Source organism: Silvimonas sp. JCM 19000, assembly GCF_054652575.1.
Genome location: NZ_BAAIHC010000001.1, coordinates 187,775 through 212,684, shown reverse-complemented (window position 1 = coordinate 212,684; position 24,910 = coordinate 187,775). Strand labels below are relative to the sequence as shown.

The window sequence follows — 24,910 nt, the reverse complement described above, 5'->3', positions numbered from 1 at the left end:
CATCGCGCCTCCGCGGCTTATCACGTTTGCGGTAGGTGCCATCGGTTTGCCGCGCTGCCGTCCAGCCCAAAAGGTTGAGCACAGGCGCTGCGGGCAGGCCAGGATGGAGCGTGCAATCCAACACATCCTTGCAAGGGCTGGCCGTCCGGGCTGGCAAGACGATATGACTCAACGCGACGGTTTTACTTCAACATTTGGCGTGCTGGTCGCGACGCTGGGCTCGGCGGTGGGGCTGGGCAATATCTGGAAATTTCCTTATCTGACCGGCACCAATGGTGGCGCTGGCTTTCTGCTGGTTTATTTGCTGGCGACTTTGTTGTTGGGCCTGCCGGTGATGATTGCCGAAACCATGCTCGGCCGTGCCACGCGCGCCAATGCGGTGACCGCCTTTGAGCGTTTGCGGCCCACGCAGCCGTTCTGGCAAATCATTGGCTATATGGGCTTGCTGGCAGCGGTTTTAATTCTCGGTTTTTACACCGAAGTGGCGGGCTGGGTATTTGCCTATATCGCCAAGGCCATCAGCGGTTCCTTGATTCATGGCGATGCGGCAGCGGCACAAGCGCAATTCGCTCAGACCATTAGCGCACCGGGCTCGGCTTTATTCTGGCAATGGCTGGTATTGGCTTTGGCCGGCGGCATTATCATGCTGGGCGTTTCCAAAGGCATTGAGGCGGTCACCAAAAAACTGATGCCGGTGTTGTTTGTGTTGTTGCTGTTGCTCTGCGTACGCAGTTTGACGCTGCCGGGTGCGGCTGCGGGTTTGCATTTTTTGTTTGCGCCGGATTTTTCCCGCATTACCCCGGCGGTGATTTTAACGGCAGTGGGCCTGGCCTTTTTTAAACTGTCGGTGGGCATGGGCACCATGCTTACTTATGGCAGCTATTTCCGCGATAACCAGAATATTCCGGCCACGGCTGGCCGCGTCATGCTGGCGGATTTAAGTATTTCTTTGCTGGCCGGCATGGCGATTTTTCCGGCGGTATTTACTTTTCATTTCCAGCCTACGGATGGCCCCGGCCTGGTGTTTCTGACCATTCCCTCGGTATTCGCCAGTTTGCCCGGCGGCGCCGTCTTTACCATTCTGTTTTTTGTGCTGACGGCAATTGCTTCGATGGGGGCGATTCTGTCGATCCTGGAAGTGCCGGTCGCCATGATCACCGAGCGCTTGCAATGGAGTCGTCGTAAAGCCACTTTGAGCAGCGTCTTGCTGATTGCGGCATTGGGCGTGCCGGCGGCTTTGTCGCAAGGCGTGCTGGCGCACACGACCTTGTTCGGGCTGTCGGCGTTTGGCTTGTATGACTTTGTCAGCTCGAATGTGTTGTTGCCGGTGGGGGGTTTGCTGATTTGCCTGTTTGTGGGCTGGGTGATCGGGCCGCGCTGGGTGCAGACGCAATTGACCAATCAAGGCACGCTCAACAACCTGGTGCTGGTTAAAGCGATTTTCTTTGTAGTGCGCTTTGTTTCGCCCATTCTGATTGTGATTGTGCTTTTGCGCGGCATGAAAGTAATTTAAAGCGCTTATTTTTCTTCCGGCATTTCCGGCAGGCTTAATTTGGGCGTCGGCGCATCGACGCCCTTTTCCACCAGATACACAAATGCCAGCAATTCAGCCACGGCGCGATATAACTGCGCCGGAATCCGCTGATCCAGATCAACCTGCATCAACATCGAAACCAGTTCAGGCGATTCGTGCACAAATACGCCCGCCTCTCTGGCTTTTTCAATAATGGTTTCAGCCAGAATACCGCGGCCTTTTGCCACCACGCGCGGCGCACCGCTGGCCTCGTTATAAGCGAGTGCCACTGCGTTCTGTAAAGCGCCGTGCCGATTAGGAGGTTTGCGTTGCATCGGGCCCTGAAGTGTCGGACTGCGCGTCTTTTAGCGCGTCATCAAAGCGGGTATTGCCCAGCAATAATCCGGCATCGTAAAACTGCTGGAACAACTGCGGTTGCGCTTGTTTGAGTGCAGCCGCGGTTTCTTGATTGGCGGCGTGGAATTGCAGGCTGAATTGCCCTTGCGATAACGAAGCATTAATCGAGACTTTGCCCAGATTCGGCAAATCAAGCGATAACGTGGTGTTCCAGCGTTGCGCCTCGGTTTCGCGGATGCCGCCCCCTTCGCGCTCGTTTTCGGCCTGCAGCTGCCATTGCATGGGCTGGCCCGGCCACGCCTGGCCTTGCCAGATAATCGGGCGTTGGTCGATGACGTCGAGCTGCTGTTGCACCAGATTGCGCAACAGGCTTTGCGGATCCACCGCGTGGGTCGTGTTGCTGGCGGGCGTGGCGCTGGCTTGGGTCAGGCTGCTGCTATCAGCGGCCAGTTTGAGCGTCTGACTATTCACCTCAGCCTTGGCGCTATTGGCGTTGGCTTCGCTGGTTTTGCTCAGCGTGGCTTGGGGTTCTTGCTGCAAGGATTGCAGGGTACGTTGGCCGGTGGCCCATTCCGCCTGATGCGATTCGTAGAACAAACCACTCTGGCCCAGCGCCTGGCCCAGCTTCTCGGCCAGTTTGCTGGTATCGGGCGTACCGTTGAACAAGGGCTCCGATTGGGTCAAACCTGTGGCCTTGGCCGATTTGGCCGCCGGGTCACCACTGGTGAGCAAATCGTTCAGATAACGGCTGGCGCCACTCAGTTGGGCCTCGCCGCTTGCGCGCGGATTGGCAGCCGTCGTGGTGGTTTGCGTGGGCTGCCCGGTGGTCTGGCTGTTCAGCGCAAAGGTGAGCCGTGGGTCTTTCGCCATCACGGTCATATCGAGTTTGTCGCCGGTCTGGGTGTCTTGCGGCAAGTTGAGGTCGAGCAACTGATTGCTGACCAGCACGGCATAACGGCCATTACCCAGCTGGGCAGCCACCGTGCCCTGCACTTGCTGGCCCAGGCCAAACAGCGCTTCTTCGATCGGGGCACTGGCGACTTCGTTAACGCTGCTACTCGTGCCCGAGTACAGGTTGATCAGCGCGCCCAGGCCACTCTGCGAGACCATACCGCCCGCGCCTTACCGGTGACCTTCGGTGCGGTACAGCGCCACGATCAGATCGGCCTCCCCGCGTGAAATGCCGCATTCCTCCGCCACGGCAGCGGCGTCAGCGCCCTGGCGTGCCATGCGGATGGCGTGCGCGTACGGCGTCTCGGCATTGGCTTCGGCGCCGCCAGACGGCACTTTCTCGGGTTGCGGTAGTAAATAGCTTTGCTGGGCTTGCGCGGCGGCCAGGCGCACCTTGAGTAGTTCAAGTTCCTGGCGCAAGCCATGGATATCGGCCTGGGCGGTTTCCAGCTGGAGGATGAGTTGGCGCGAAGCTGATCCGGGCGCGTTGGCGCGGCGCAAAAACAGCAGCAACTCGGCCACATAAAACAGGATGAGCACGAGTCCCAGATACAGCAGTTGCGGCCAGGTAATGAGGATGCCGTTCACTCGCGCCTCTCAACGCATGGGGTGGATGCGGTGCGGCGTGAGCGGCTCTGAGCTGGTTAGCTATCATGGGCCGTAAGCACGACGCATTTTTGCGCTATTTTGCAAATTTCTCAGCGTGCCGACAAGCTCTGTCCGCCGTGCTTCGGCATGCGGCAACAAACTATCGATCTGCGCCTGGGTTTTACGCAGCGTTTCGGCCAGCACATCGCGTTCGGCCACCGGCATGCTCTGCCAGTTGATGTCGTGCAGTTCGGCGCTCAAGCTCACGTACTGCTCGGCTTCCATCAAGAAAGCCTCCCAGTTTTCTTTAGCCGCCCACTGCATCATGGCCAGGCATGTCGACGACAGTTGTTGGTATTTGGCGTTGCCTTGATCAGGCACGGCCATAACTCAGCGTGCCACGGTCGTTATTGGCGTTGGCGGCCGCGGGCGGCGGCGTCTCGGCCACGGGCTGGGCGCCTGCGCGCGAACCCGCTTCAATCTGATCCCAACTTTCTTTGAGCTCACCCAGCAATTTGCCAACGTGATCCAGCGTTTCGAGCTTGTTGTGGATATTCGCCAACAACAGTTGTTCAGTCATGTAGCGATACAACTGGTCGAGGTTCTCGGCCAGATCGCCACCTTTGGATTTGTCCAGCGACTGGCGCAAGCCCTGGTCGATGATGGAGATGGCATGGCTGATCGCCTTGCCTTTATCGGGAATATGCCCCGCTTCCATGTGGTACCGGGCCAGCCCGACCGCCTTGATAGCGCCTTCGTACAGCATGACCACCAGCTTGAGCGGGCTGGCCGATTCGACCGCCACATCCAGACTGTTGTCACCGTATTGCTTTAGCGCCTTTTTAACGGCATAGCTCATGCCGCACCTCCATTTTCGACTGCATTAAAGTCCAGACCGCTTAAGACGACGACACACCCGGCAAGTTGGCCAGCTGTTGCGTCAGATAACTACTGGTGGACTTGAGCTGACCAATCAACGTATCCATGGCCGTAAATTGCGTGACATAGTTGGCCTGGATCGAGGTCAGCCGCGTTTGCATTTGTGCTTCTTGCGTCTGCATGCCGGTAATCGACTTGTTCAATGCGGCGGTCACGGTGGTAAACACCCCCGTGGTCGACGACATCGAGGTAATTGCCGCATTCAGCCGATAGGCAAAGCCCTGGCTGAACGAAACCGTACCCATATCGCCCACCGAACCCCCGCTCAACGTCACAATCATGCCTGCGGCTGCGCCCGTACCGGTCAGCACGTTACCCACTGCCTTGGCCGGTTGGCCGCCGATGGTGGCCACTGCGTCAGAGCCGGTACTTACTGCGGTATAGCCCAAGCCGATCGAAGCTGAATTGGGCGAGGTACCGTTTACCTGGATATTCGAGGTTGAGCCAAACGAGTTCGAGGTGAATTTCATTGCGCCGGTGGTGGTGTCATAGGCCACCGAGGCCGACACACCCGCCGCTTTAAGCTGGCTATCGTTGTTAATGGCGGTCTGCATCGCGGCGGCCAGATCGGCGGCCGAGTTGTAGACCGTGCCTTCGGTCAATTTGATTTCGCCCGATTGCACGCCATCCAGGCCTACGCTGAAGCTGGCGTTGTTGCTGTCTATGGTGACGGGAAAACCGGTCGAGCTATCCAGCGCCGGGCCCGACACGGAGCCCTGGGTGGCGGCCTTGCTCACAAAAATCGGATACGTACCCGGTTGGGTCTGGCTGCTGGATGCCTTGAATGTCACCGCGCCGGGCTTGCTGGTGCTGCCGGCCGTGGCAAACAAACCTGCCAGTGCGGTCGGATTGGCGGTAATGGCCGCTTTCAGTTTGTCGGTATCGAGGTTCAACACCCCTGCCTTGCTGGCATCCTGGGTCACCGTGCCAGTGGACGACACGCTGCCGGTACCAAAGCTCAAACCCACGTCGTACAGCGACTGGATCGAGTTGGTGGTGCCGAGGGACTGGTTGAACACCGCGCGCAGCGAGGTCTTGATGCTGTTCAGCGAAGTCTGGCCGTTAAGGATGCCCGATGCACCGGTGGTGGCATCGTAGCCGGTCAGCGTATTGAGCTGGTCCATGGTCGAGTTATACGCATCGACCATCGCTTGTACTTTTTTGACCAGGTCGTCGGTATTGACGCCCACAGTGAGTGTGGTCGGCGTGGTGCCGGTTGTGCCGGTCAGATTAAGCGTAACGCCCGGAATAACATCGCTGACCGTGTTGCTGGCCTTGGTAATGGCCACGCCATCCACCGAGAACGATGCATCGCTGGCGGCCTGGGTCTGCGACACGGTATTGGTGGTCGAAGCCGGATCATAGGTCAGCTTGGACAGACCGGTGCCGGTGGTATCGGACGAGGTGATTTTGAGGCTGTTGGAGGCGCCGGTGTTGTTGGAACTCATCACCAGGCGGAAACCGGTGCCGTCGTTGATGACGCTGGCGGTTACGCCTTTGTTGGCGGAGTTGATCGCATCGCGCACACCAAAGATGTTGTTGTTGCTGCTATCAATATTGACGGTAAACGAACTGGCGCTGGTGTTGGCGGTAAAGCCCTTGGTGCTGTCGTACGAGCCAAACGCAATCGTCAACGAGCCGGTGCCGACCGGGTCGGTGGTATTAGTGTAGCGCGCTGAAGCCAGCACCTGGTTTGACGCCAGCGAGGTCACCGACAAGGAATGGCTGGACACTTGTGCGGTGCTGTCGGCGGTGGCGGTACCCACCGAGGTATTACCCAGCGTGGCGGTGGTGGTTTGCAGCTTGGTGGGATCAGACAGCGCTTTAACGGCGGTCTGGAAATCCGACATGGAACTTTGCAGCGTGCCCAGCGCGCTGACTTGCGCCTGGTAGCTGGCTTCTTTTTTCTGCAACACGGTCAGCGGTTGTTGTTCCACCGCCATCAACTGCGAAATGATGCCGGACACATCGATGCCCGAGCCGATACCCATAGACGTAATTGCGCCCAGATTGGAACTGGACGACAGACCCGAACTGGTCGTCGAGGTCGACGGCGTGGGCGTCGGGGTCGGTGTAGGGCTGGAACTGCTAACACTCGATGTCATACGGCACTCCTTGGCAGCGACTCATCATACCGTGAAGCCACTGTAGCTTGCATTAAGCGTAACGCGAAGGCGCCATTCTCAATAAGAACAGCGGCGCGCGGCGATACCTGTTTATCGACCGGTCAGGCCGAATCTTTAATCAACAAGCCCTGAAATTTATCGATCGCGGTGGCGATCTGTACCGCTTCTTCGGATGGAATCTGGCGGATCACTTCTTTCGATTGGGTATCGATGACTTTGACCAGACGCATTTGGGTGGCGTCATCCACCGTGAATTCCAGCGTACTGGTCTTGGAATACTGTTTGAGCGCTTCGTTCAGTTTGTCGACTGCGTCCTGGGTGGACGTGGCGCTGGCACTTGCTTTGGCGGTGGGATCGAGCGGTTGTGCGCTGCCGCTGCTGGCACTGCTGGCGCTGCCCAGAATCGGCGGCGTAGGCGTGGCGCTAGCGGAAGCACCCGAGGCAGTGGGTGTGGGCACAAGGGCAACGGCGGCACTAGCGGACGGGATCTGCATGATCGTGTCTCCTGTTACGCGGAAAGCCCCGAGGCAGAACCAGCTGCATCGGGGCGGTATTGCGGCCCCGGGTTGCCCCAGGGCGTTGCTTCAGTCAGCGCTGGCGCTTACTTCAGCAGGCTCAGTACGCTTTGCGGCAGCGAGTTGGCTTGCGACAGCATCGCGGTGCCCGCTTGTTGCAGAATCTGCGACTTGGTCAAGCTCGCGGTTTCCGACGCAAAGTCCGTATCCTGAATCCGGCTACGTGCGGCCGAGAGGTTCTCGGACGTCGTGGACAGGTTCGAGATGGTGGAGGTAAAGCGGCTTTGCAGAGCACCCAACTGAGCGCGTTGCGAGTCGATGTACGACAGTGCATCGTCCGCAATACGCAGTGCTTGAGTGGCGCCGTCTACCGTCGACACATCCAGGCTTTGCACGGTCTTCAGTTCTGCAGTGTTCACAGCACCCGAAGTGAACGAAGCGTTGATGGTGCCATCGCTGTTCTTGGTGGTGAATACGCCAGAAGCAAAGCCTGCGCCGCTGGTGGTTACCGAGTACGAGTTAGCCGAGTTCAACACCACCTGGCCACCGAAGGTAAAGCTGCCCGAACCTGCTGCGCTGGTCAGTGCGGTACCGGTGGTGTACTGGTTGTTGCCGGTGGAGTTGGTGGTATCCAGGTTGTACTGGGTCACCGAACCGCCGAAGCCGCTCGATACGCCGCTGGCCGAAGTCATCTGGATGTTGGTGCCAGAATCGTTGGTCAGTTTGATACCGTAGGTGACGGCGCCGGTGTTGTCCGTGAAGGACGACAGCTGAGCCACAACACCCGTTTGCGATTGTTGTGCGTTGAACGCGTTTACAGCCTGGTTGTAATCGGAAGCGGTCGGAGCTTGACCCGAAACCGAAGACGTCACGCTGAAGGCCACGCCGACGTAGGTGTTGTTGTTCGAAGCCAGGGCCAGGCTGTACGAGCCCGAACCGAACGACAGATCAACTTCAGTACGTGCAGTTGCTTTAACACCGGTGTTAGCCGCGTTGATCTTGGCAGCCACGTCGGAAGCCATGTCGGTGCCCGACACGGAAATCGACTTGCCGTTGATCGACATCGTGCCGCTGGAAGTCACTACCGCGTTGCTGACCGCAACGGTACCGGTCGCGCCCACAGCGCCTTCGGTGGAGCCGGACACTTCAGAAGTGATGGCCAGTTCGCCGGTACCCAGGCCGCCGCCCATTTGATAAGTACCGTACTGGTTGGTACGGAAGTTAGCGGTGGTTGCGGTGATGGTCTGGTTGGCGTTGGCGCCGACTTGATACACAGCAGCGGTAAAGCTGCCGTCAAACAGGTTCTGGCCGTTGAACTGGGTGGTCGTGGCCGTGCGGTCCATTTCGGAAACCAGCTGGTTCACTTCGGCGTTCAGTGCCTGACGGTCAGACGTGGAGTTGGTGGCGTTACCCGACTGCACGGCCAACTGACGAATACGTTGAACCATATCGCCCATATCGCCCAGCGCGCCTTCAGCGGTCTGCGACAGCGAAACGCCGTCGTTGGCGTTACGGGTGGCCTGATCCATACCGTTGATTTGCGACGTGAAGCGAGCCGAAATGGCCAGGCCAGCTGCATCGTCCTTGGCGCTGTTAATGCGCAGGCCAGAAGACAAACGTTGCAGCGACGTGCTCAACGACGATTGGGAATTGGACAGGTTACGCTGTGCGTCCAGTGACGCGACGTTTGTATTGATGACCATTGACATGGTGTATTGCTCCTCTTAGAGGCATATCTGCTTGAGTTTCAGACGCAACACAGCGCCCTTGAAACACTTATCGACAAGCCTTGAACGTTCTTTAGTTAAAAATGCGAAAAAAATTGTTTCGCCGGTGATTAACGATTGCCCGGCAGAAAAACGCCGATGAACGTTCCCCTTGCCTGTAAGCCATGTATCGGTAACAGCCCAAAAAACTTGAGAAGCTTTCATGCAAAAGCGCATGAACCCAGGTGCAGTCCTGGGCTAATCCACCATTTTTGATCACCAAACCCGTTTGCCGCGCATAGGGTGGGTCACGACCCACCATACAAAGCCGACAAACGTTACGCGAATGGCTGCGCTCCACGGCTTTGGGTGGTGGGTCACGACCCACCCTATTCTGTGGCTGCGTTTGCATAGGGTGGGTCACGACCCACCATTCAAAGCCGACGAATGTTACGCAATGGCTGCGCTCTATGGCTTTGGGCGGTGGGTCGTGACCCACCCTATGCGATTGCGGCTTAGTCCGGGCTCCACGCTTTTAGCCATTTGCCCAGATTGTCGCCCTGCAGCATCCAGCGACTTAGCACGGCTTCGCGCAGCGCGTCGCCGGCTGCCCATGTGGCGTCCAGATCGGCCAGATGCATGCGGATGGCGTCGGCCCAGTCCTTGTGCCGGTTGCGCACGCGCGTCACGGGCAGGTCGCCCTGGTAGGGCACGATATCGGTACAAATGGTGGCGAAACCGCAGGCGCCGTATTCCAGCAAACGCAGATTACTCTTACATTCATTGAAAACATTGTGCTCCAGCGGAGCCAGCGCCAGGTCGAGCTTAAGGCTGGCCAGTTTGGCTGGATAACGGTCTATCGGCACGCCTTCGTGGTACTCGGCAATATAGGGCCGCAGCTTGTCCGGGCACATGCCAAAGAACACCCAATCCACAGTGCCGGCAAACTCGCGCACCACATCAACAATCAGCTCCAGATCGCCGGTGTGGCTGATGCCGCCGGCCCAACCCACGCGCGGCCGGGCGCCGCGGCTGCGCTGCGGCGGCAGATTGCCCCACCACGCGGGCGGCAGATAGTTATGCACCACATGAAAATTGTTGTGCAGATCGGAATACGCCTCAGCCAGCCGCTCGGTGCTGACCACAAAGCGATCGGTCAACTGCACCGCGCGGCGCAAGGAGCGCAAGATGTCCTTCGGCATATGGTGCCGGTGCAGGCTCTTGATTGGCAGATTGGGCAGATAGTCATCCAGCTCATAAATGCGATACGCACGCTGGAACTGCGCCGAGCGCGCCATAAAGCCGATCTGCTCTTCAGTAATCTGGCGCTGGAATACCAGCACATCCGGATCAATCCGGCGCAAATCCAGCGGATTGAGCAACTCCATCGACACCACGCCGCTGATCATGCCCGCGGCTTCCAGCGCATTCCACGGCTGCATGATGCGGTAGTTGCCACAGCCCATCACATCGGCCGGATGCGACATGATGCGCAACGGCGGCGTCCAGCTGATGGGCTGGAAGGTCACCGGGCGGCGCTGATCCAGCTCAAAGCCGTTGCCGTGTAACAGCAGGCTGCGGTTGTAATACGGGTCCAGCGCCAGTTGCGGCAACCAGCGTTTGAGCATTTCGTCCTGCTCGCCGCGGAAACGCTCGGCTTTGGCTTGCGCCGCCGCCGGATCCACCTGGCGCTGGCTGACGCTGCCTTCGTGCAGCACGCTCACATGCGGCGTAAACACAATCAGATAGCCCGCCGCCCGCACCTTCAAACACAAATCCACGTCGTTGTACGACACCTTGAACGCCGTCTCGTCCATGCCGCCGACGGCGTGATACAGCGAAGTACGGATCAATGCGCACGCGGCCGTCACTGCCGAATAGTTCTGCGTGACTTGTAGCCGATTCATATAACCGCGTTCATCGCGGTTCATGCCGATAAAGGGATGATCGGCCGGGCCACGCAAGCCCAGCACCACGCCTGCATGCTGGATACGTCCATCCGGATACAACAAACGCGGGCCAACCATGCCGACATCGGGGCGCAGCGCGATGCGCACCAGTTCTTCCAGCCAGTTGTTCTGGATGGCCGCCGTATCGTTATTCAGCAGCAGCAGGTATTCGCCCCTGGCCTCACGCGCGGCCATATTGTTCATGGCCGAGAAGTTGAACGGCTGCGGATAGCGCAGCACGCGGATTTGCGGATTGTTGAGCGCGACCAGGCCATCCAGAAACGCCACCGCATCCGGCTCGCTGGTGTTGTTGTCGATGACCAGAATTTCAAACAGCGGATAGGCGTTGTGTTCGATCAGACTGGTGACACAGCGCGAAATCATGCTGAACTGGTCTTTGGTGGGAATCAGGATACTCACCAACGGCGCAGTCGGATGCTCGTAACGCACGTTCAGCGTGCCGCCAATCAGCCCTGGTTCCAACGTGGCGGCCTGGCCGCTGCGTGCCAGGTGATCGCGAATCACGCGCGCAAACGCGGCGGCGCGGTTCGGCTCGTCCAGCCCGCGCCACGGCCACTGCGCCAGATGCACGCCCAGCTCGGCGATATGCGCGATGGCCTTGATGCCATGCTGTTCATACACGCGGCAGATCAGATCATTCTGTTCGGCGCCCGCCTCTAACGGCCCCAAGGCCAGCGCTTGTTGCAAGGCGCCCAGCCGCGCCACCACCACGCCATCGGCATAAGGCATGGCGCGCAGCAGATCGGGGCTGAAGTCCGGCTTCAGGCGCGGCATGTCGGGCGCGCCGTTTTCATGCAGCCAGTCATCGTCCCAATACAGCAATTGCCACTCGGGTTGCACCGCCGCCTGCACCAGGCCCAGCAACACGCCTTCACGCGTCAGGCGGTCACCGGCTTCGATAAAGCCCACCCATGCCGCGTTGGCGTGCTGGGCATCGGCCAATAAATCGGCGTATGCGCCACTGCCTTGCAGCCAACCGATGCCGCTCTGGCTGCTCGGATCGGGATTGGGCAATGGCGACACAATCACCGCTTGCACCGGCTTGTGATATTGCTCAGCCAGCGAAGTCAGCGAAGTCGCCACCGCCGCCATATTGCCGAGACGATCGACGATATACAGCCGCAGCGGTTGCGGCGGCAGCTGGTTGCGGCGCGCGTCAATCAGATGCGCTTCGTTCAGGGTAAATGCGCGCTGCAGCAGCCATTGTTCATACGGCGCAGTCACGGCCACGGGCGTGTGCACGTTGGCGGGCAAAGCCGGCAGCGGCAGCGCGGCGGTTTTCAGACCCACCAGATCGGCCACCAACGGCAACACGCGTTCCATGATGTGCGCCAGCGTACCGTCCACCTGGCCCTGCTCGTCGTCGAAGTCCTCTTGCGTCACCCGCAATTCGCGCAACGCGGCAAACAGCAAACCGCGCGCCCAGAACATATTGCCCGCGACGAACAGGTATTCCAGATCGTCGGGGTCGCGGCCCAGTTTGGCCGCCCATTCGCGTGTGCCCGGCAGATTTTCCCCGCGCGATCCGGCCACGCGCGCGGCGCTGCAGAGCGACCCAGTGGTGCCTGCCAGGCCCACATCGGGGTGCGCATCAAAGAACGCCAGCACGCTGCCTATGCCATCGGGTGGCACCAGTCCACCGTACAATTCTGCGCGCCACGCGTCGCCATGCCCTTCGGCCTGGTGCAACGACTTTTTGGTGTGCAGCTTCAAGACCAGGTCGTAATCCTGCAGCGGCTCGTAATCCAGCAGCTTGAACAGCGGGCCAACGTCCCTGCCCCGGTTTTCCACCAGATAAATGCGCGCTTGCGGATATTCGGCATCCACGCGGTCCAGCACCTCCTGGCGCTGTTCCGCCGTGGTGGTAATGATCAGATCAAACGGCACTTTGATGCGTTTGAGCGTCGTCACCAGTTCGGGCCATATATCGGGGTAATACAAATGGCAGACCACGGCGATGCGATGGCGCACCACCGCAGGCGGCGTGGCTGGCAATTCTTCGGCTGGCAGTTCGGGCAGCGCGGCGTCGGCCTCGCGCTGGCCCACCGCTGCGGCGGCGACCACAGGCGTGGCGTTTTCGATGGCTGCGCTGGTGGCGGCGGGCAGCAAGGGTTGATCCAGCGCGCGCACCACCGGCGCATGCGGGTCCAGCCGCCGCGCCCAGTGCCGCAGTGGTTCGGCGCGCTCTGCCTGGCCGTGGCGCACCAGCAGGGTATACAGCGCACACAAGGCGCGGATATGGAACGGGTTTTGCGTGATGACTTTTTCCAGCGCAATCCGCGCGCCTTCAGCATCGCCGCTCAGTTCCGCCACCGATGCGCGCGAGATTTCCAGTTCTTGCTCATCCAGCTTCGGCTTCAATTCCTGCAATTGCAGTTTGCCCGCGGGCATGGCGCGCAACAGCAAATCAATCTGGCCCAGATAACGGAAGAATGGCGCGTTATAAAACGGCATTTCCACATATTGCTTAGGCGTAAAACTCCAATCCGGCGCGCCGCGCATATCCGGCCATTCCGAATAGAAAATCTCCTGCACGGTCAACGATTTATTAGTGCCCAGACATTGCACCAGCGTGCGCGCCGCCTGTTGCACCACTTGCAATGCGTCTTTATGGCTGCGGTCCGGCTCCAGCTGCACGTACAAGTTGGCCAGCCAGTTAAAGAATGCGGCTTTGTCTTCCGGCGCAAAAGCCGGATCGTGCAAGGCGGTCAGCAAATCGGTTTGATGATCCGAGGCCGGGTAATTCAGTTCGCGGATTACATACGGCAGCGGCAGCAAGCGCGCCTTGCCCGCCATCAGCAAATGGAAAGCGTGGCCAAATTCGTTGAATTCCCAGCGGATATCATCGGGAATGGCGTGATACCACTCCAGCGCCACCGGCGTGCGGATAACCGCATAAAACGGCGGGATAAAGTTATCCATAAACGACAGAATGCGCGACACACTCAGATCGGCCGAGTGCTCTTCCATCACCTTGCGATCGCGCAAGAAGTAATGCACGCGTTCGCCATCGGCCAGATACATCAGGCAGTAACCATGGCAAATGGCGTAATCGTCGTTCTGCTGCAAAAAGGCCGCGCTTTCGTGCAGGCCTTCATGGGTTAGAAAGTCGTCATCGGTCACAAAGGCCAGATACGGCGTTTGCACCAGATCCACGCCTTTGCGGATCTTCTGCATGATCGCGCCATAGGCAAATTCCGGGCAGTGCTGATAGCTGACATTGGCATTAGCGTATTGCGCGGCCGCTTCGGCATTGCTTTCGGGCGACGAATCCATCACCAACAGCAGGTACGGCATATTGGCGTAATGGCGAATCGCGCGCGCCATAAAGCGCGGGCGATTGTGCGTCAGCATCACCAGGGTTAACAGTGGGCCGGTATCGATCATTTAGAATCCTGAGGGGTATTTCAGAGTGCGCGTTTCAGATAGCCATCGGGCGCCACCGTTAGCAGCAATTTGTCTTGAATGCTGCGGTCGATGCTGAATTCGGGGTGTTGCGGCAAAAAGGCGTGCACTGCGGTTTTGGGATTGTCGCCGATATCCCACGGTCGATCGGGATAAGACCCGGCGGGCATATCTTCCACAATGGTATCGAAGACCACGCAATAGCTGCCCGGCGTGACCAGATCGGCATAAGCGTTTAATTCGTCCAGCACATGCGCATGCGTGTGATTGGAATCCAGACACACCAATACGGTTTTATAGCCCTGTGCCAGTTGGCGCACTTTGGCCACGGTCTCGGCGGCAATCGATGAGCCTTGCACCATGGTGATCTTGTGCGCCAGCGGATGCGCCTCAACGGCGGCGCGATTATGCGCGCGGATATCGATGTCGATGCCGATCACGTGCCGCTTGCTGGCCTTGGGGTCGAGCACCGTACCTTGTTCCACCGCCTCGCAATAATCGATCAGCGCCAATACTGATGCGCTGAGTATCAGCGAGCCGCCACGGGCAATGCCGGTTTCGATAATCAGATCGGGTTTGATCTGCCAGATCAGTTCCTGCATCGCCACCATATCTTGCGGCAACTGGATAATCGGCCGCCCCAGCGCGCTGAAGTTATAGGTGTATTTATACGCCTGGGTGCGTACCACAAAATCGACGCCCAACTGGTGCATGGCCGGGTCTTGGCCCTGTGCGGCGATATCGCGTTGGCGTTCTGCTGCAAACTGGGCGTGCAAATCTTCTGCCATTGTGGCGGTCTCCGTGCCTGATGCGTGGCGAGGCGTTGTTTAACAATCGCCCACGCTGCTGTTGTTCAATGCTGCAATATCGCGGGTTTTAAGCACGCGCGCCGGATTACCCACCATCACGGCGCCGGCAGGCACATCTCTGTTGACCAATGCGCCCGCGCCAATAATGGCCCAATCCCCAATCTTGAGGCGCGGCATGATGGTCGCCCCCGCCCCGATAAATACGCCTTTGCCAATCTGCACCAGGCCACACACATTTACGCCCGGGGCAATAAAGCTGGATACACCCACGGTGGTTTCGTGGCCGATCAGCGCGCCCATATGCATGCAGACGTTATCGGCCAGCTGCACGCCCGCCTGCACGACCACACCTTCGCGCAAATAAATGCCGTGACCCAATTGCACCATGTCCAGATCAATCTGCGGATGGATCAAATTGGCCAGTGCAAAGCCGGCATTGCGCAGTGTTTGCGTGGTGTTATGCCGGGTGTGGCAATCGCCGGAAATCAGATTTACAAAGTCATAGTCTTGCGGACTAAAGCGCGGCAAAACCTCAAAGCCGCCAAAAATGGGCAGGCCATAAAAATCGGTGCCTGCTTTGGCCGGGTCATTATCAATATAACCGGCAAATTGCGCGCCGGTGGCTTCGCGCACGCGTTTGAGCATGCGCGGCGATTCCGGATTATTGGCGCCCAATAGCAGGATTTGCTTCATCGCTTTAATCCGGCAACACACTCAGCAAACACGCCACCACGCGCGCAATTTGCGGCTCGGTCAGATCGTGATAACTGGGTAGATTAATGGCGCGCTGGGGCAAGTCATAGGCCAGCGTATTGCTGGGCACCGGGCTGAATGACGGCGTGCTGGATAGCGGGCTAAAAAAGACGCGCGCATCGATGTCTTCGGTTTTAAACGCCTGTTGCAAACGTTCGCGCGTAATGCCGGTGGCGCTGGCAAACACCACCGTCGGCATCCAGTAGCCGTTTTGCGTGTCGGCGGCCTCGGGGTTGATTGCCAGCACGCCTTTGTCCACATACGGCTGCAGCCGTTGCTGGTAATGCTGGAATACCTCGCGCTTGCGTCGCACCAACTCGTCGATGCGACTGAGTTGGGCGCAGCCCAAGGCGGCTTGCAGGTTGGACATCTTGTATTTAAAGCCGACTTCGGACGGCCAGAATTGTTTGGTCTCGCCGCGTTTGCGGCCGTGGTTGCTCAGCGTCAGCACGCGCTCGTACAGGTCGGAATCGGACGTGACAAACATGCCGCCCTCGCCCGTGGTCATGGTTTTGGTGCCATGAAACGAGAACACGCCAAAGCGCGCGCTGGCCCCGGCGCGGCGACCGTGATAAACCGAGCCGATGGCTTCGGCCGCATCTTCGATCAGCGCCAGGCCATGCTGTTCGGCCAGCGCCGCCAGCTCATCCAGCGCGCACAGATTGCCGTACAGATGCGTTGCCACAATCGCTTTGGTGCGCGGGGTAATGGCGGCGCGCACGGCTTGCGGGTCGATACACCAGCTATCGGCCAGCACATCGACAAACACCGGCGTGGCGCCGACGTGGACGATGGGCGCAACCGTGGCAATCCAGTTGGTGTCGGCCAGAATCACCTCGTCACCCGCACCTATATCCAGCGCGGCCAACCCCATATGCATGGCGCCGGTGCAACTGGAGGTGGCAAGCGCATGCGGCACGCCCATGCACGCGGCGAACTCGCGCTCAAAACGGTTGAGATAGTCATAGCAATGCTCGCCCCAGCCATGGGCGGCGGCGTCGGTGGCGTATTGCACTTCCAGCTCGGTGATCGACGGCTTGGTATACAGAATGCGATCCTGGCTCATAGCACGCGCACCTCCGGAATAGCCACCACAAAGCGCCCACCCCATTCGCGGATGATGGCCAGTTGCTGCATCACCTCGGCCTGCAGATTCCACGGCAGGATGATGACGGTATCGGGCTTGGTCGCCAGCAAGGCCTCGGGCGAGACAATCGGAATATGGCTGCCCGGCAAAAACTTGCCTTGTTTGGACGCGGCGGCATCGGCCACCAGCGGCAGCCATTCCTTATTTACGCCGGCGTAATTAAGCAGCGTATTGCCTTTGGCGGCTGCGCCATAAGCGGCGACGGTGCGGCCTTCGCGCTGGCAATCCAGTAGAAACTGCACAAAATCGGTCCGCACGCGTTTTACATGCGCCTGAAAATCCGCGTAGGCCGCGGCGGTATTCAGGCCCGCCTCTTCTTCTTCGGCGCGCATGGCGATCAGCGCTTCGGTCTCGGCAAATGCGGCATGGGCGTGGCAGGCGTAAATGCGCAGACTGCCGCCGTGCGTGGGCAAGGCTTCGACGTCATAGGCGCGCAAACCGGCCGCACCCAAGACGTGTTCCACCGCCAGCAAAGACAGATACGAAAAATGCTCGTGATAAATCGTGTCGAATTGCGAATGGCGCAACAGATTAAACAGATGCGGAAATTCAATCGTCCAGGTGCCGTGCTCGGCCAGCAAGATCTTGAAGCCCTGCACAAAGTCGTTGATATCGGGCACGTGCGCCAACACGTTGTTGGACACCATGAGATCAGCCGCGCCGTATTGTTCGCGCAAGCGGCGCGCGGTTTCGCTGCCAAAAAACACTTCTTCGATATTCAGGCCCAGTTTGCGCGCGGCGGCAGCTGTGCTGGCGGTAGGCTCCACGCCCAGACAGGGAATCCCGCGCGCCTGCACATAGCGCAGCAGATAGCCATCATTGGCGGCCACTTCCACCACATGCGACTGCGTGGTCAGCCCGAGGCGTTCCACCATTTTGGCCACATAGGCATCGGCATGCGCCAGCCAGCTGCTGCTGGTCGATGAAAAATACGCGTAATCGGAGCTGAACAATAAATCGTGGCGGGCAAAGTCTTCGGTCTGCACCAGCCAGCAGTGCTGGCACACCTTGACGCGCAATGGATAGTGGATTTCAGGCTCGGACAATTGCGCCTGCGTCAGATAGGCGTTGGAGGGCGGCGAGAAGCCCAGATCAACCAGATCCAGCTCAAGTTCGTGAGCGCAATGGCGGCATTTCATAATGTGATTCCGTCAAAATCCGGCGATAGCAAAGGGTTGGCCTGGTCGCGGGCCGACAATTCGGTAATGGGCAGCGGCCAAGCAATGGCCGCACGCGGGTCGTCGTAGCGCACCGCGCCTTCCAGCTCGGGCGTATAAAAAGCAGTGTGCAGATACAGCATCTGCACGGCATCGGATTGCGTCTGAAAACCGTGTGCGCATCCGGGCGGAATCAGCAAGGCCCGATCATGCTGGCCATCCAGCAATTCGGCGTGCCATTGCATAAAGGTAGGCGATCCACGGCGCAGGTCGAGAAACACATCCCATACCTGGCCGCTGAGGCAACGCACGATTTTGAGTTCGGCTTGCGGCGCATGCTGAAAATGCAGGCCACGCACCGTGCCCTGGCGCGCGCTGAAGGAATGGTTGATCTGCACGATATGCTGGCCACCCAGCCAGTCGCCCAGTTCGTCTTCGCCATACCAGCGGCCGAAACTGCCACGCGTATCGCCACGGCGCTCGGTGGTCAGCAGCACTGCCCCGGCAATCGGCAACGGCGTAATCAGCATGGCTTACTGCGCCCACTCGATGCCCGCCGCGCGCGCATCGTCGAGATAGGTTTGCAATTGCAGCGCCGACAACACCTGGCCTTGCTGCCAGGCCTGATACCACTGCGCGGTATGCGCCAGCGTTTGCGCCAACGTCCACACCGGTTTCCAGCCCAGGCCCTGGCGCAGGCGCGAAGAATCCAGGCGCAAGGCGTTGGTCTCGTGCGCCTCTGCGCCGATCTTGCGCCATTGCACTTGCGGCCAGTGGCTTTGCATTTGCGTCAGCACATCCTGCACTGCGGCGATATCGTCATCCGACGGCCCGACATTCCACGCCGAAGCCACCGCGCTGTTTTCTTGTAGCAAATGCTGGCCGATCAGCAGATAGGCGCTCAGCGATTCCAGCACGTGTTGCCACGGGCGGATGGCCAGCGGATTGCGGATTTCGACGGCCTCGCCACTGGCTGCGGCGCGCGCGATATCCGGTATCAAACGGTATTGCGCCCAATCGCCGCCGCCGATCACATTGCCTGCGCGCGCGGTAGCGATATACAGCGGCGGCATACCCGGCCGCACGGCAAAGCTGGCGCGATAAGACGCGGCCACCAGTTCGGCGGCGGCTTTGGAGGCGCTATACGGATCATGCCCGCCCAAAGCGTCGATCTCGCGATAGCCCCACGGCCATTCCCGATTCTCATAGCACTTGTCGGTGGTGATCACGACCACGGCGCGCACCGAAGGCAAATGGCGCGCAATCTCCAGCACATTGGCCGTGCCTTGCACATTGATTTGCCAGGTGGACAACGGGTCTTGATACGAAGTCAGCACCAGCGGTTGCGCCGCCAGATGGAACACGATTTCCGGCGCGGCGGTGGCCATGGCGTGGCGCAGCGCTTCCACATCGCGGATATCCGCCAGCGTTTGCGCATGGCCCAGGCCCAGCACGTGGCTGTGCGCGTGGTCGGGCTCCGCTGGCAAGCTGTAGCCGTGCACTTGCGCGCCCGCCTGTTGCAACCATAAAGCCAGCCACGAACCTTTAAAGCCCGTATCGCCAGTCACCAATACCGACCGGCCGCGATAAATGTCATTAAACAACGCGGTTATTCCCAGGTTTTCCAGGGCGCTTGCTTCTCGGCCCAGAGCTGATTCAGCTGCAATTTATCGCGCAGCGTATCCATGCATTTCCAGAAGCCGGTATGCCGATACGCCATCAAATGGCCGCTGGTGGCCAGCGTTTCCAGCGGCGCGGCTTCAAACACGGTGCTGTCGCCTTCGATGTAATCAAACACACCTGGGCGGCACACCATAAAACCGGCGTTAATCCAGCCCAGATCTCCCGCCGGTTTTTCGCGGAATTCGCGGATCATGCCGGCGTCGTCCGAACCCACAATGCCAAAGCGCGCTTCAGGCTGCACCGTGCTCATGGTCACCAGCGTCTGCGGATTAGCCTGGTGCTGTGCCAGCAATGCGTCCAGATCGATATCTGAAACGCCATCGCCATAAGTCAGCATAAAGTCTTCGTCACCCAGATAATCGCGCGCACGCAATATGCGGCCGCCGGTCATGGTATCGCGACCGGTTTCGAGCAAAGTCACTTTCCACGGCTCGGATTGATTGCGGTGTACGGTAATCTGGTTATCGGTCAGGTCGATGGTGACATCGCCCTGATATAAAAAGTAATTGGCAAAAAATTCCTTGATCTGATTGCCTTTGTAGCCAAGCAGGATCACGAATTCATGAAAGCCATAATTGGAATAGCTTTTCATGATGTGCCAAAGAATCGGCCGCCCGCCAATTTCCACCATGGGCTTGGGGCGCAAATCAGTTTCTTCGCCTAAACGCGTACCCAGACCACCCGCCAGAATCACGACTTTCATTTCGGTTTTCCTTATGCAGCGGCAATCAGGCGCGGGCCAACTGCCCCAGAATGCGGGTGATTTGCCGCAAAGCGCCCTGGAAGGCATCGCCAGCCAGATCGAACGTGACGTTATGGTCGCTGTCGCCCTTGCCCGCCGCCCAATTGCTGACCACGGCCAGCGTGGCATAGCGCAGGCCCAGCTCACGCGCCAGCGCGGCTTCGGGCATACCAGTCATACCGACCATATCGCCACCATCACGCTCTATGCGCCGTATCTCGGCCATGGTTTCCAGGCGCGGCCCCTGCGTGCAGGCATAGGTGCCGCCGTCTATCAAAGGAATGGTTTCGGCGTGCGCCGCGCTCAGCAATTGCTGGCGCAAGGCGCGGTCATACGGCTCGGTAAAATCAATATGCGTCACCGGCCGGTGCCCGCTTTCAAAATAGGTCTGATGGCGGCCGTAGCTGTAATCAATGATCTGATCCGGAATCACCAGAGTACCGGGCGCCAGATCTGCCCGAATACCGCCCACAGAGGCGATGGCGATCACGGCGTCGGGCTTTTGCTGGGCCAGCGCCCAGATATTGGCGCGATAGTTGATCTGATGCGGCGGCAAGGTATGGCCATAACCATGCCGTGCAATAAACGCCACATCATGGCCGGCAATCACGCCAAAGGTCAGCGCGCCCGAAGGCTCGCCATAAGGAGTACGAATTACCTGACGGCGCGTGTTCTGCAAATCGGCCAATTGGCCAGCGCCGGTTCCGCCGATGATGGCGAGCATGGACTTCTCCTGCAGAGCCAGGCGGCAATCGCCCGGAATGTATTATCTTTATCGGCTCATACGCCGCCATCTTAAAAAAGAAAATGAGGCGACACCAGAGATGTCGCCTCATTTATTGTAATCAGCGCCGCAAACGCTGCGGCCTTCTACTTTTTAAGCAGCCAGCGAATCAATCTGGCCACGCATACGCAGATATTCCGCAAATTCCGCGCCCACTTCCGGGTGTTTCAAACCCAGTTCATAAGTGGCTTTCAAAAAGCCGAATTTGCTGCCGCAATCGTAACGCGTGCCTTTAAGGCGATGCGCCAGAATATGCTGTTCTTGCATCAGCGCAAAAATGCCATCGGTAAGCTGGATTTCGCCGCCTTTGCCCGGTTGCACATGTTGCAGATGATGGAAAATACGCGGCGTCAGAATATAACGGCCAACCACAGCCAGATTGGACGGCGCTTCTTCTGGCTTGGGTTTCTCAATGATGTTGTTGATTTTCAGGCGGTTAGGCGCGCTGTTATTGATTTCAACAATCCCGTAAGAACCGGTGTCTTCGTGCGGCACCTGTTCCACGCCCAGCACCGAACAATGCGTATCGTCGAACAGATCGACCATCAGCTTGAGTTCGGAGGTGGCACCATCAATCAAGTCATCTGCCAGGATGACGGCAAACGGCTCGTCACCCACGGCTGGTTTGGCGCACAGCACGGCGTGACCCAGGCCCAACGCTTCGGGCTGGCGGATGTACACGCAAGTCACGCCCTTGGGCAGCACATTGCGCACGATATCCAGCAGCTTTTGCTTGTTCTTGGCGGCCAGTTCGCTTTCCAGCTCATAGGCCTTGTCAAAGTGATCTTCGATCGAGCGCTTGTTGCGGCCCGTGATAAAGATCATTTCGGTCACACCGGCGTCCAGCGCTTCTTCCACGGCGTACTGGATCAGCGGCTTGTCGACAATCGACATCATTTCTTTCGGGCTTGCCTTGGTGGCGGGCAGAAAGCGGGTGCCCATACCAGCGACAGGAAAGACTGCCTTGCGAATTTTTTGCATTCCAAACCCCTTAACGTATTGACCTGAATCCAGCAAGCCCAAGCGCATTGCCGCGCCCGTCACCTGATCCGTCTGTCTTTGCAGCAACTCGTCCGGCCATTGCGAAACGGCAGAACGACCGACTCCCAAGGCGTCGGCAAGACGGGACTGGCTTCCAAACAGGCGGATGGCATCGGTTTTGCGCATTGCGGCATGTTCAATGAGTTAAACAACGACGTCAAGCGGGTTTTCGTTCTCCGGCCTGAGTTCAATAAAATGAACGTCGCTGCATGAATGCACCGATAATTACACAGGCCATAAGCATTTGACAACAGGTAGACAGAAAAAATATTTATGTAGTAATGCTGCTCACGGCTACAAGTAAAGCGGCTTCGTCCCAGATGGTAATGCCCAGCTCTTCCGCTTTCGTCAGCTTGGAGCCCGCCTCGGCCCCCGCCACCACCACATCGGTCTTTTTTGACACGCTGCCCGAGACTTTGCCGCCGGCTTTTTCGATCAGTTCTTTCGCCTGATCACGCCCCAGCGTGGGCAGTGTGCCCGTCAGTACCAGCGTCTTGCCGCTCAGCGGGCCGACCGCCAGTGCGCTGGTTGCGGGCAAAGCGGCCAGCAAACGCGCACGGATCTCGGCCAGAGCCAGCAATTGTTGTTGATGCCCCGGCTCTGCCAACCAGAGCTTGAGCGCCGCCCGCACATCAGCTGGCAACACGGTCAGCTCATCGGCATCGACCGCAGCCAGCGCCGCCAGATCAGGCACGCTGCTGGCCAGTTGTTTGCTGCGCACCGCTGTGAGCTTGGGCACACCCAGCGCTGCATACAGCTCAGCGGTTTCCAGCTTGTCGCGTAATTCAGGATGGGGTGCGTGCTGGCCGGTGGGCGCCACGCCCGCGTCCAGCAGCGCTTGCAATGCCTGCTGATTACGTTCTTCGGCAAAGAAATCGGCAATTGCGTCAGCGACGGTGCCACCGATATCCGGCAACACGCGCAACAACGGCGCAGGCGCATGGCGGACGAATTCCAGCGTACCCAGCCAGTCCGCCAGCGTTTTGCCGGTGGATTCGCCAACGTGGCGGATGCCCAGCGCAAATAACATGCGTCCCAATGGCGGCTGTTTGCTGGCGGCGATGGCATCGAGCAGGTTCTCGGCCCATTTGGTCGGGCTCTCTTTGCCCGTTGCGGCGGTGGCCGGCGCGCTCTGATCACGCTCGTCTGCACGCCGTTTCATTTCGACAAAATCCGCCAGCGTCAGCCGGTACAGATCGGCCACACCATGTACGTATTCCAGATCGACCAGATTATCGATATAGCGCTCGCCCAGACCGTCGATATCCATGGCGCGCCGCCCGGCAAAATGCGCGATGGCTTGCTTGCGTTGCGCCGGGCAAGCCAGGCCGCCCGAACAACGCGCGACGGCTTCGCCTTCTTCACGCACCACATGCGAGCCGCAGACCGGACACTGGGTGGGCAAGCGATACGCGGGCTGCAGCGGTTCCTGCGCCTGACTAAACAGATCGCCACCCGGCACATCACGCATCGGGCGTTTTTCCAGCACCACGCCTACCACTTCGGGGATTACATCGCCTGCACGCCGCACGATGACGGTATCGCCCACCCGCACATCCTTGCGCCGTACTTCGTCTTCGTTATGCAAAGTGGCATTGGTGACGGTGACGCCACCGACAAACACCGGCTGCAAGCGCGCCACCGGCGTAATCGCGCCAGTTCGCCCGACCTGGACGTCGATGGCGTCGACGAGGGTCAGTGCTTCTTGCGCCGGGAATTTATGCGCGATGGCCCAGCGCGGCGCACGCGAGACAAAGCCCAGTTCTTCTTGCTGCGCAAACGGGTTGACCTTGTACACCACGCCATCAATCTCATACGGCAAGCTGGGCCGCACCGCGCCGATATGCTGGTAGTACTCGACCAGCCCTGCACCGCCTTTCACCACGGCGCGTTCCTGGCAAATCGGCAAGCCCAGCTGACCCAGCCATTCCATCACGCCCGACTGCGTGCTCGGCGGCGTAGCGCCTTCACAGGTGGCAATGCCATAGGCAAAGAAATTAAGCCGGCGCGAGGCGGTGATGCGCGAATCCAGCAAGCGCGTGGCCCCGGCTGCGGCATTGCGCGGGTTGGCGAAGGTTTTGTCGCCTTTGGCGACTTGTTCTTCATTCAGGCGAATAAAGTCTTTTTTGAACATCAATACTTCGCCACGCACTTCCAGCAGCGTGGGCAGATTGGTGCCGCGCAATTTGAGCGGAATGGCCTGGATGGTGCGTACATTGGGGGTAACGTCCTCGCCGGTGGCGCCATCGCCGCGCGTTGCACCTTGCACCAGCACGCCGTTCTCGTAAGTCAGGCTCATGGCCATGCCATCGAACTTGGGGCCGACGTCATAGGCCACTTCAGCCACGCCCAGCGCTTCGCGCACGCGCTTGTCAAAGGCGAGCGCGTCTTCTTCTTCAAACGCGTTATTGAGCGACAACATGGGCACCCGATGCGTCACCGGTTTCAGCGACGGCAGCGGTGCGCCGCCCACGCGCTGGGTGGGCGAATCGGGCGTAATCAATTCGGGGTGCGCCAGTTCCAGCGCTTGCAACTCCCGAAAAATCCGATCGTATTCGGCGTCGGGCACCGTCGGATCATCCAGCACGTAATACTGATAGCCGTATTTATGCAGTGTTTCGCGCAGCTGCGCGGCCGTGTTTTGTAAGTCGAGATCGCTCATTACATACAGTCCAGTAACAAGGAAAAATGAAAAACCCGAACCGGCAAGCGCAGGTTCGGGTC

The 24,910-nt window shown here is 59.1% G+C and carries 21 protein-coding genes; 1 reads left to right on the top strand and 20 read right to left on the bottom strand.

Going from position 1 to position 24,910, the window contains the following annotated elements; translation table 11 throughout:
- Positions 1–163: 163 nt before the first annotated feature.
- Positions 164–1,513: a sodium-dependent transporter gene (locus ACYQ1A_RS00965; RefSeq protein ID WP_499359425.1), complete on the top strand. Its 1,350-nt coding sequence runs from the start codon at positions 164–166 to the stop codon at positions 1,511–1,513.
- Between the two features lie 5 nt (positions 1,514–1,518).
- On the opposite strand, the gene ACYQ1A_RS00960 is transcribed toward ACYQ1A_RS00965, so the two are convergent.
- The 20 genes from ACYQ1A_RS00960 to ligA all read right to left on the bottom strand — a co-directional run bounded on the left by ACYQ1A_RS00960 (position 1,519) and on the right by ligA (position 24,848).
- Positions 1,519–1,848, bottom strand: coding sequence for an EscU/YscU/HrcU family type III secretion system export apparatus switch protein (locus ACYQ1A_RS00960; RefSeq protein WP_499359423.1), 330 nt, complete (start codon positions 1,846–1,848; stop codon positions 1,519–1,521).
- The gene (gene fliK, locus ACYQ1A_RS00955) at positions 1,829–2,980 is read right to left on the bottom strand and encodes a flagellar hook-length control protein FliK (RefSeq protein WP_499359422.1); all 1,152 of its coding nucleotides are present in this window, start codon (positions 2,978–2,980) and stop codon (positions 1,829–1,831) included. The genes ACYQ1A_RS00960 and fliK overlap by 20 nt, the downstream gene beginning before the upstream one ends.
- 12 nt (positions 2,981–2,992) lie before the next feature.
- Complete coding sequence (locus tag ACYQ1A_RS00950; protein WP_499359421.1) at positions 2,993–3,409, bottom strand: DUF2802 domain-containing protein; 417 nt, start codon at positions 3,407–3,409, stop codon at positions 2,993–2,995.
- 63 nt (positions 3,410–3,472) lie between these two features.
- Positions 3,473–3,796 (bottom strand): flagellar protein FliT, encoded by a 324-nt coding sequence (locus tag ACYQ1A_RS00945; protein ID WP_499359420.1) that lies wholly within the window; start codon positions 3,794–3,796, stop codon positions 3,473–3,475.
- Complete coding sequence (gene fliS / locus ACYQ1A_RS00940) at positions 3,783–4,268, bottom strand: flagellar export chaperone FliS (protein WP_499359418.1); 486 nt, start codon at positions 4,266–4,268, stop codon at positions 3,783–3,785. The genes ACYQ1A_RS00945 and fliS overlap by 14 nt, the downstream gene beginning before the upstream one ends.
- Before the next feature lie 40 nt (positions 4,269–4,308).
- A complete protein-coding gene (gene fliD, locus ACYQ1A_RS00935) occupies positions 4,309–6,453 on the bottom strand; it encodes a flagellar filament capping protein FliD (RefSeq protein ID WP_499359417.1) in 2,145 nt (714 codons plus the stop codon).
- Positions 6,454–6,575: 122 nt separating this feature from the next.
- A complete protein-coding gene (locus tag ACYQ1A_RS00930; protein ID WP_499359415.1) occupies positions 6,576–6,968 on the bottom strand; it encodes a flagellar protein FlaG in 393 nt (130 codons plus the stop codon).
- Between the two features lie 107 nt (positions 6,969–7,075).
- Positions 7,076–8,698 carry a flagellin N-terminal helical domain-containing protein gene (locus ACYQ1A_RS00925; protein ID WP_053938172.1) on the bottom strand — a complete coding sequence of 541 codons (1,623 nt, stop codon included), beginning with the start codon at positions 8,696–8,698 and terminating at the stop codon, positions 7,076–7,078.
- 15 nt (positions 8,699–8,713) lie between these two features.
- On the bottom strand, positions 8,714–8,920 hold the full coding sequence (locus ACYQ1A_RS00920; protein ID WP_499359413.1) for a hypothetical protein: 207 nt from the start codon (positions 8,918–8,920) through the stop codon (positions 8,714–8,716).
- Positions 8,921–9,210: 290 nt separating this feature from the next.
- The gene (locus ACYQ1A_RS00915) at positions 9,211–14,052 is read right to left on the bottom strand and encodes a TIGR00180 family glycosyltransferase (RefSeq protein WP_499359412.1); all 4,842 of its coding nucleotides are present in this window, start codon (positions 14,050–14,052) and stop codon (positions 9,211–9,213) included.
- Positions 14,053–14,072: 20 nt separating this feature from the next.
- Positions 14,073–14,858 (bottom strand): cephalosporin hydroxylase family protein, encoded by a 786-nt coding sequence (locus ACYQ1A_RS00910; RefSeq protein ID WP_062223464.1) that lies wholly within the window; start codon positions 14,856–14,858, stop codon positions 14,073–14,075.
- 39 nt (positions 14,859–14,897) lie between these two features.
- Positions 14,898–15,572, bottom strand: coding sequence for a NeuD/PglB/VioB family sugar acetyltransferase (locus ACYQ1A_RS00905; RefSeq protein WP_499359409.1), 675 nt, complete (start codon positions 15,570–15,572; stop codon positions 14,898–14,900).
- A 4-nt stretch (positions 15,573–15,576) separates the two neighbouring features.
- Positions 15,577–16,698 carry a DegT/DnrJ/EryC1/StrS family aminotransferase gene (locus tag ACYQ1A_RS00900; RefSeq protein WP_499359408.1) on the bottom strand — a complete coding sequence of 374 codons (1,122 nt, stop codon included), beginning with the start codon at positions 16,696–16,698 and terminating at the stop codon, positions 15,577–15,579.
- Positions 16,695–17,918 (bottom strand): methyltransferase domain-containing protein, encoded by a 1,224-nt coding sequence (locus ACYQ1A_RS00895; protein ID WP_499359406.1) that lies wholly within the window; start codon positions 17,916–17,918, stop codon positions 16,695–16,697. Before ACYQ1A_RS00895 ends, ACYQ1A_RS00900 begins: the two co-directional genes overlap by 4 nt.
- Positions 17,915–18,466 carry a dTDP-4-dehydrorhamnose 3,5-epimerase family protein gene (locus ACYQ1A_RS00890; RefSeq protein ID WP_062223466.1) on the bottom strand — a complete coding sequence of 184 codons (552 nt, stop codon included), beginning with the start codon at positions 18,464–18,466 and terminating at the stop codon, positions 17,915–17,917. Before ACYQ1A_RS00890 ends, ACYQ1A_RS00895 begins: the two co-directional genes overlap by 4 nt.
- Before the next feature lie 3 nt (positions 18,467–18,469).
- A complete protein-coding gene (gene rfbG, locus ACYQ1A_RS00885; protein ID WP_499359404.1) occupies positions 18,470–19,540 on the bottom strand; it encodes a CDP-glucose 4,6-dehydratase in 1,071 nt (356 codons plus the stop codon).
- A gap of 5 nt (positions 19,541–19,545) precedes the next feature.
- A complete protein-coding gene (gene rfbF / locus ACYQ1A_RS00880; protein ID WP_499359403.1) occupies positions 19,546–20,322 on the bottom strand; it encodes a glucose-1-phosphate cytidylyltransferase in 777 nt (258 codons plus the stop codon).
- A 25-nt stretch (positions 20,323–20,347) separates the two neighbouring features.
- Positions 20,348–21,085 (bottom strand): S-methyl-5'-thioinosine phosphorylase, encoded by a 738-nt coding sequence (locus ACYQ1A_RS00875; RefSeq protein WP_499359402.1) that lies wholly within the window; start codon positions 21,083–21,085, stop codon positions 20,348–20,350.
- A gap of 153 nt (positions 21,086–21,238) precedes the next feature.
- The gene (gene galU / locus ACYQ1A_RS00870) at positions 21,239–22,312 is read right to left on the bottom strand and encodes a UTP--glucose-1-phosphate uridylyltransferase GalU (protein WP_499359400.1); all 1,074 of its coding nucleotides are present in this window, start codon (positions 22,310–22,312) and stop codon (positions 21,239–21,241) included.
- A 145-nt stretch (positions 22,313–22,457) separates the two neighbouring features.
- Positions 22,458–24,848 (bottom strand): NAD-dependent DNA ligase LigA, encoded by a 2,391-nt coding sequence (gene ligA / locus ACYQ1A_RS00865; protein ID WP_499359398.1) that lies wholly within the window; start codon positions 24,846–24,848, stop codon positions 22,458–22,460.
- Positions 24,849–24,910 lie beyond the last annotated feature (62 nt).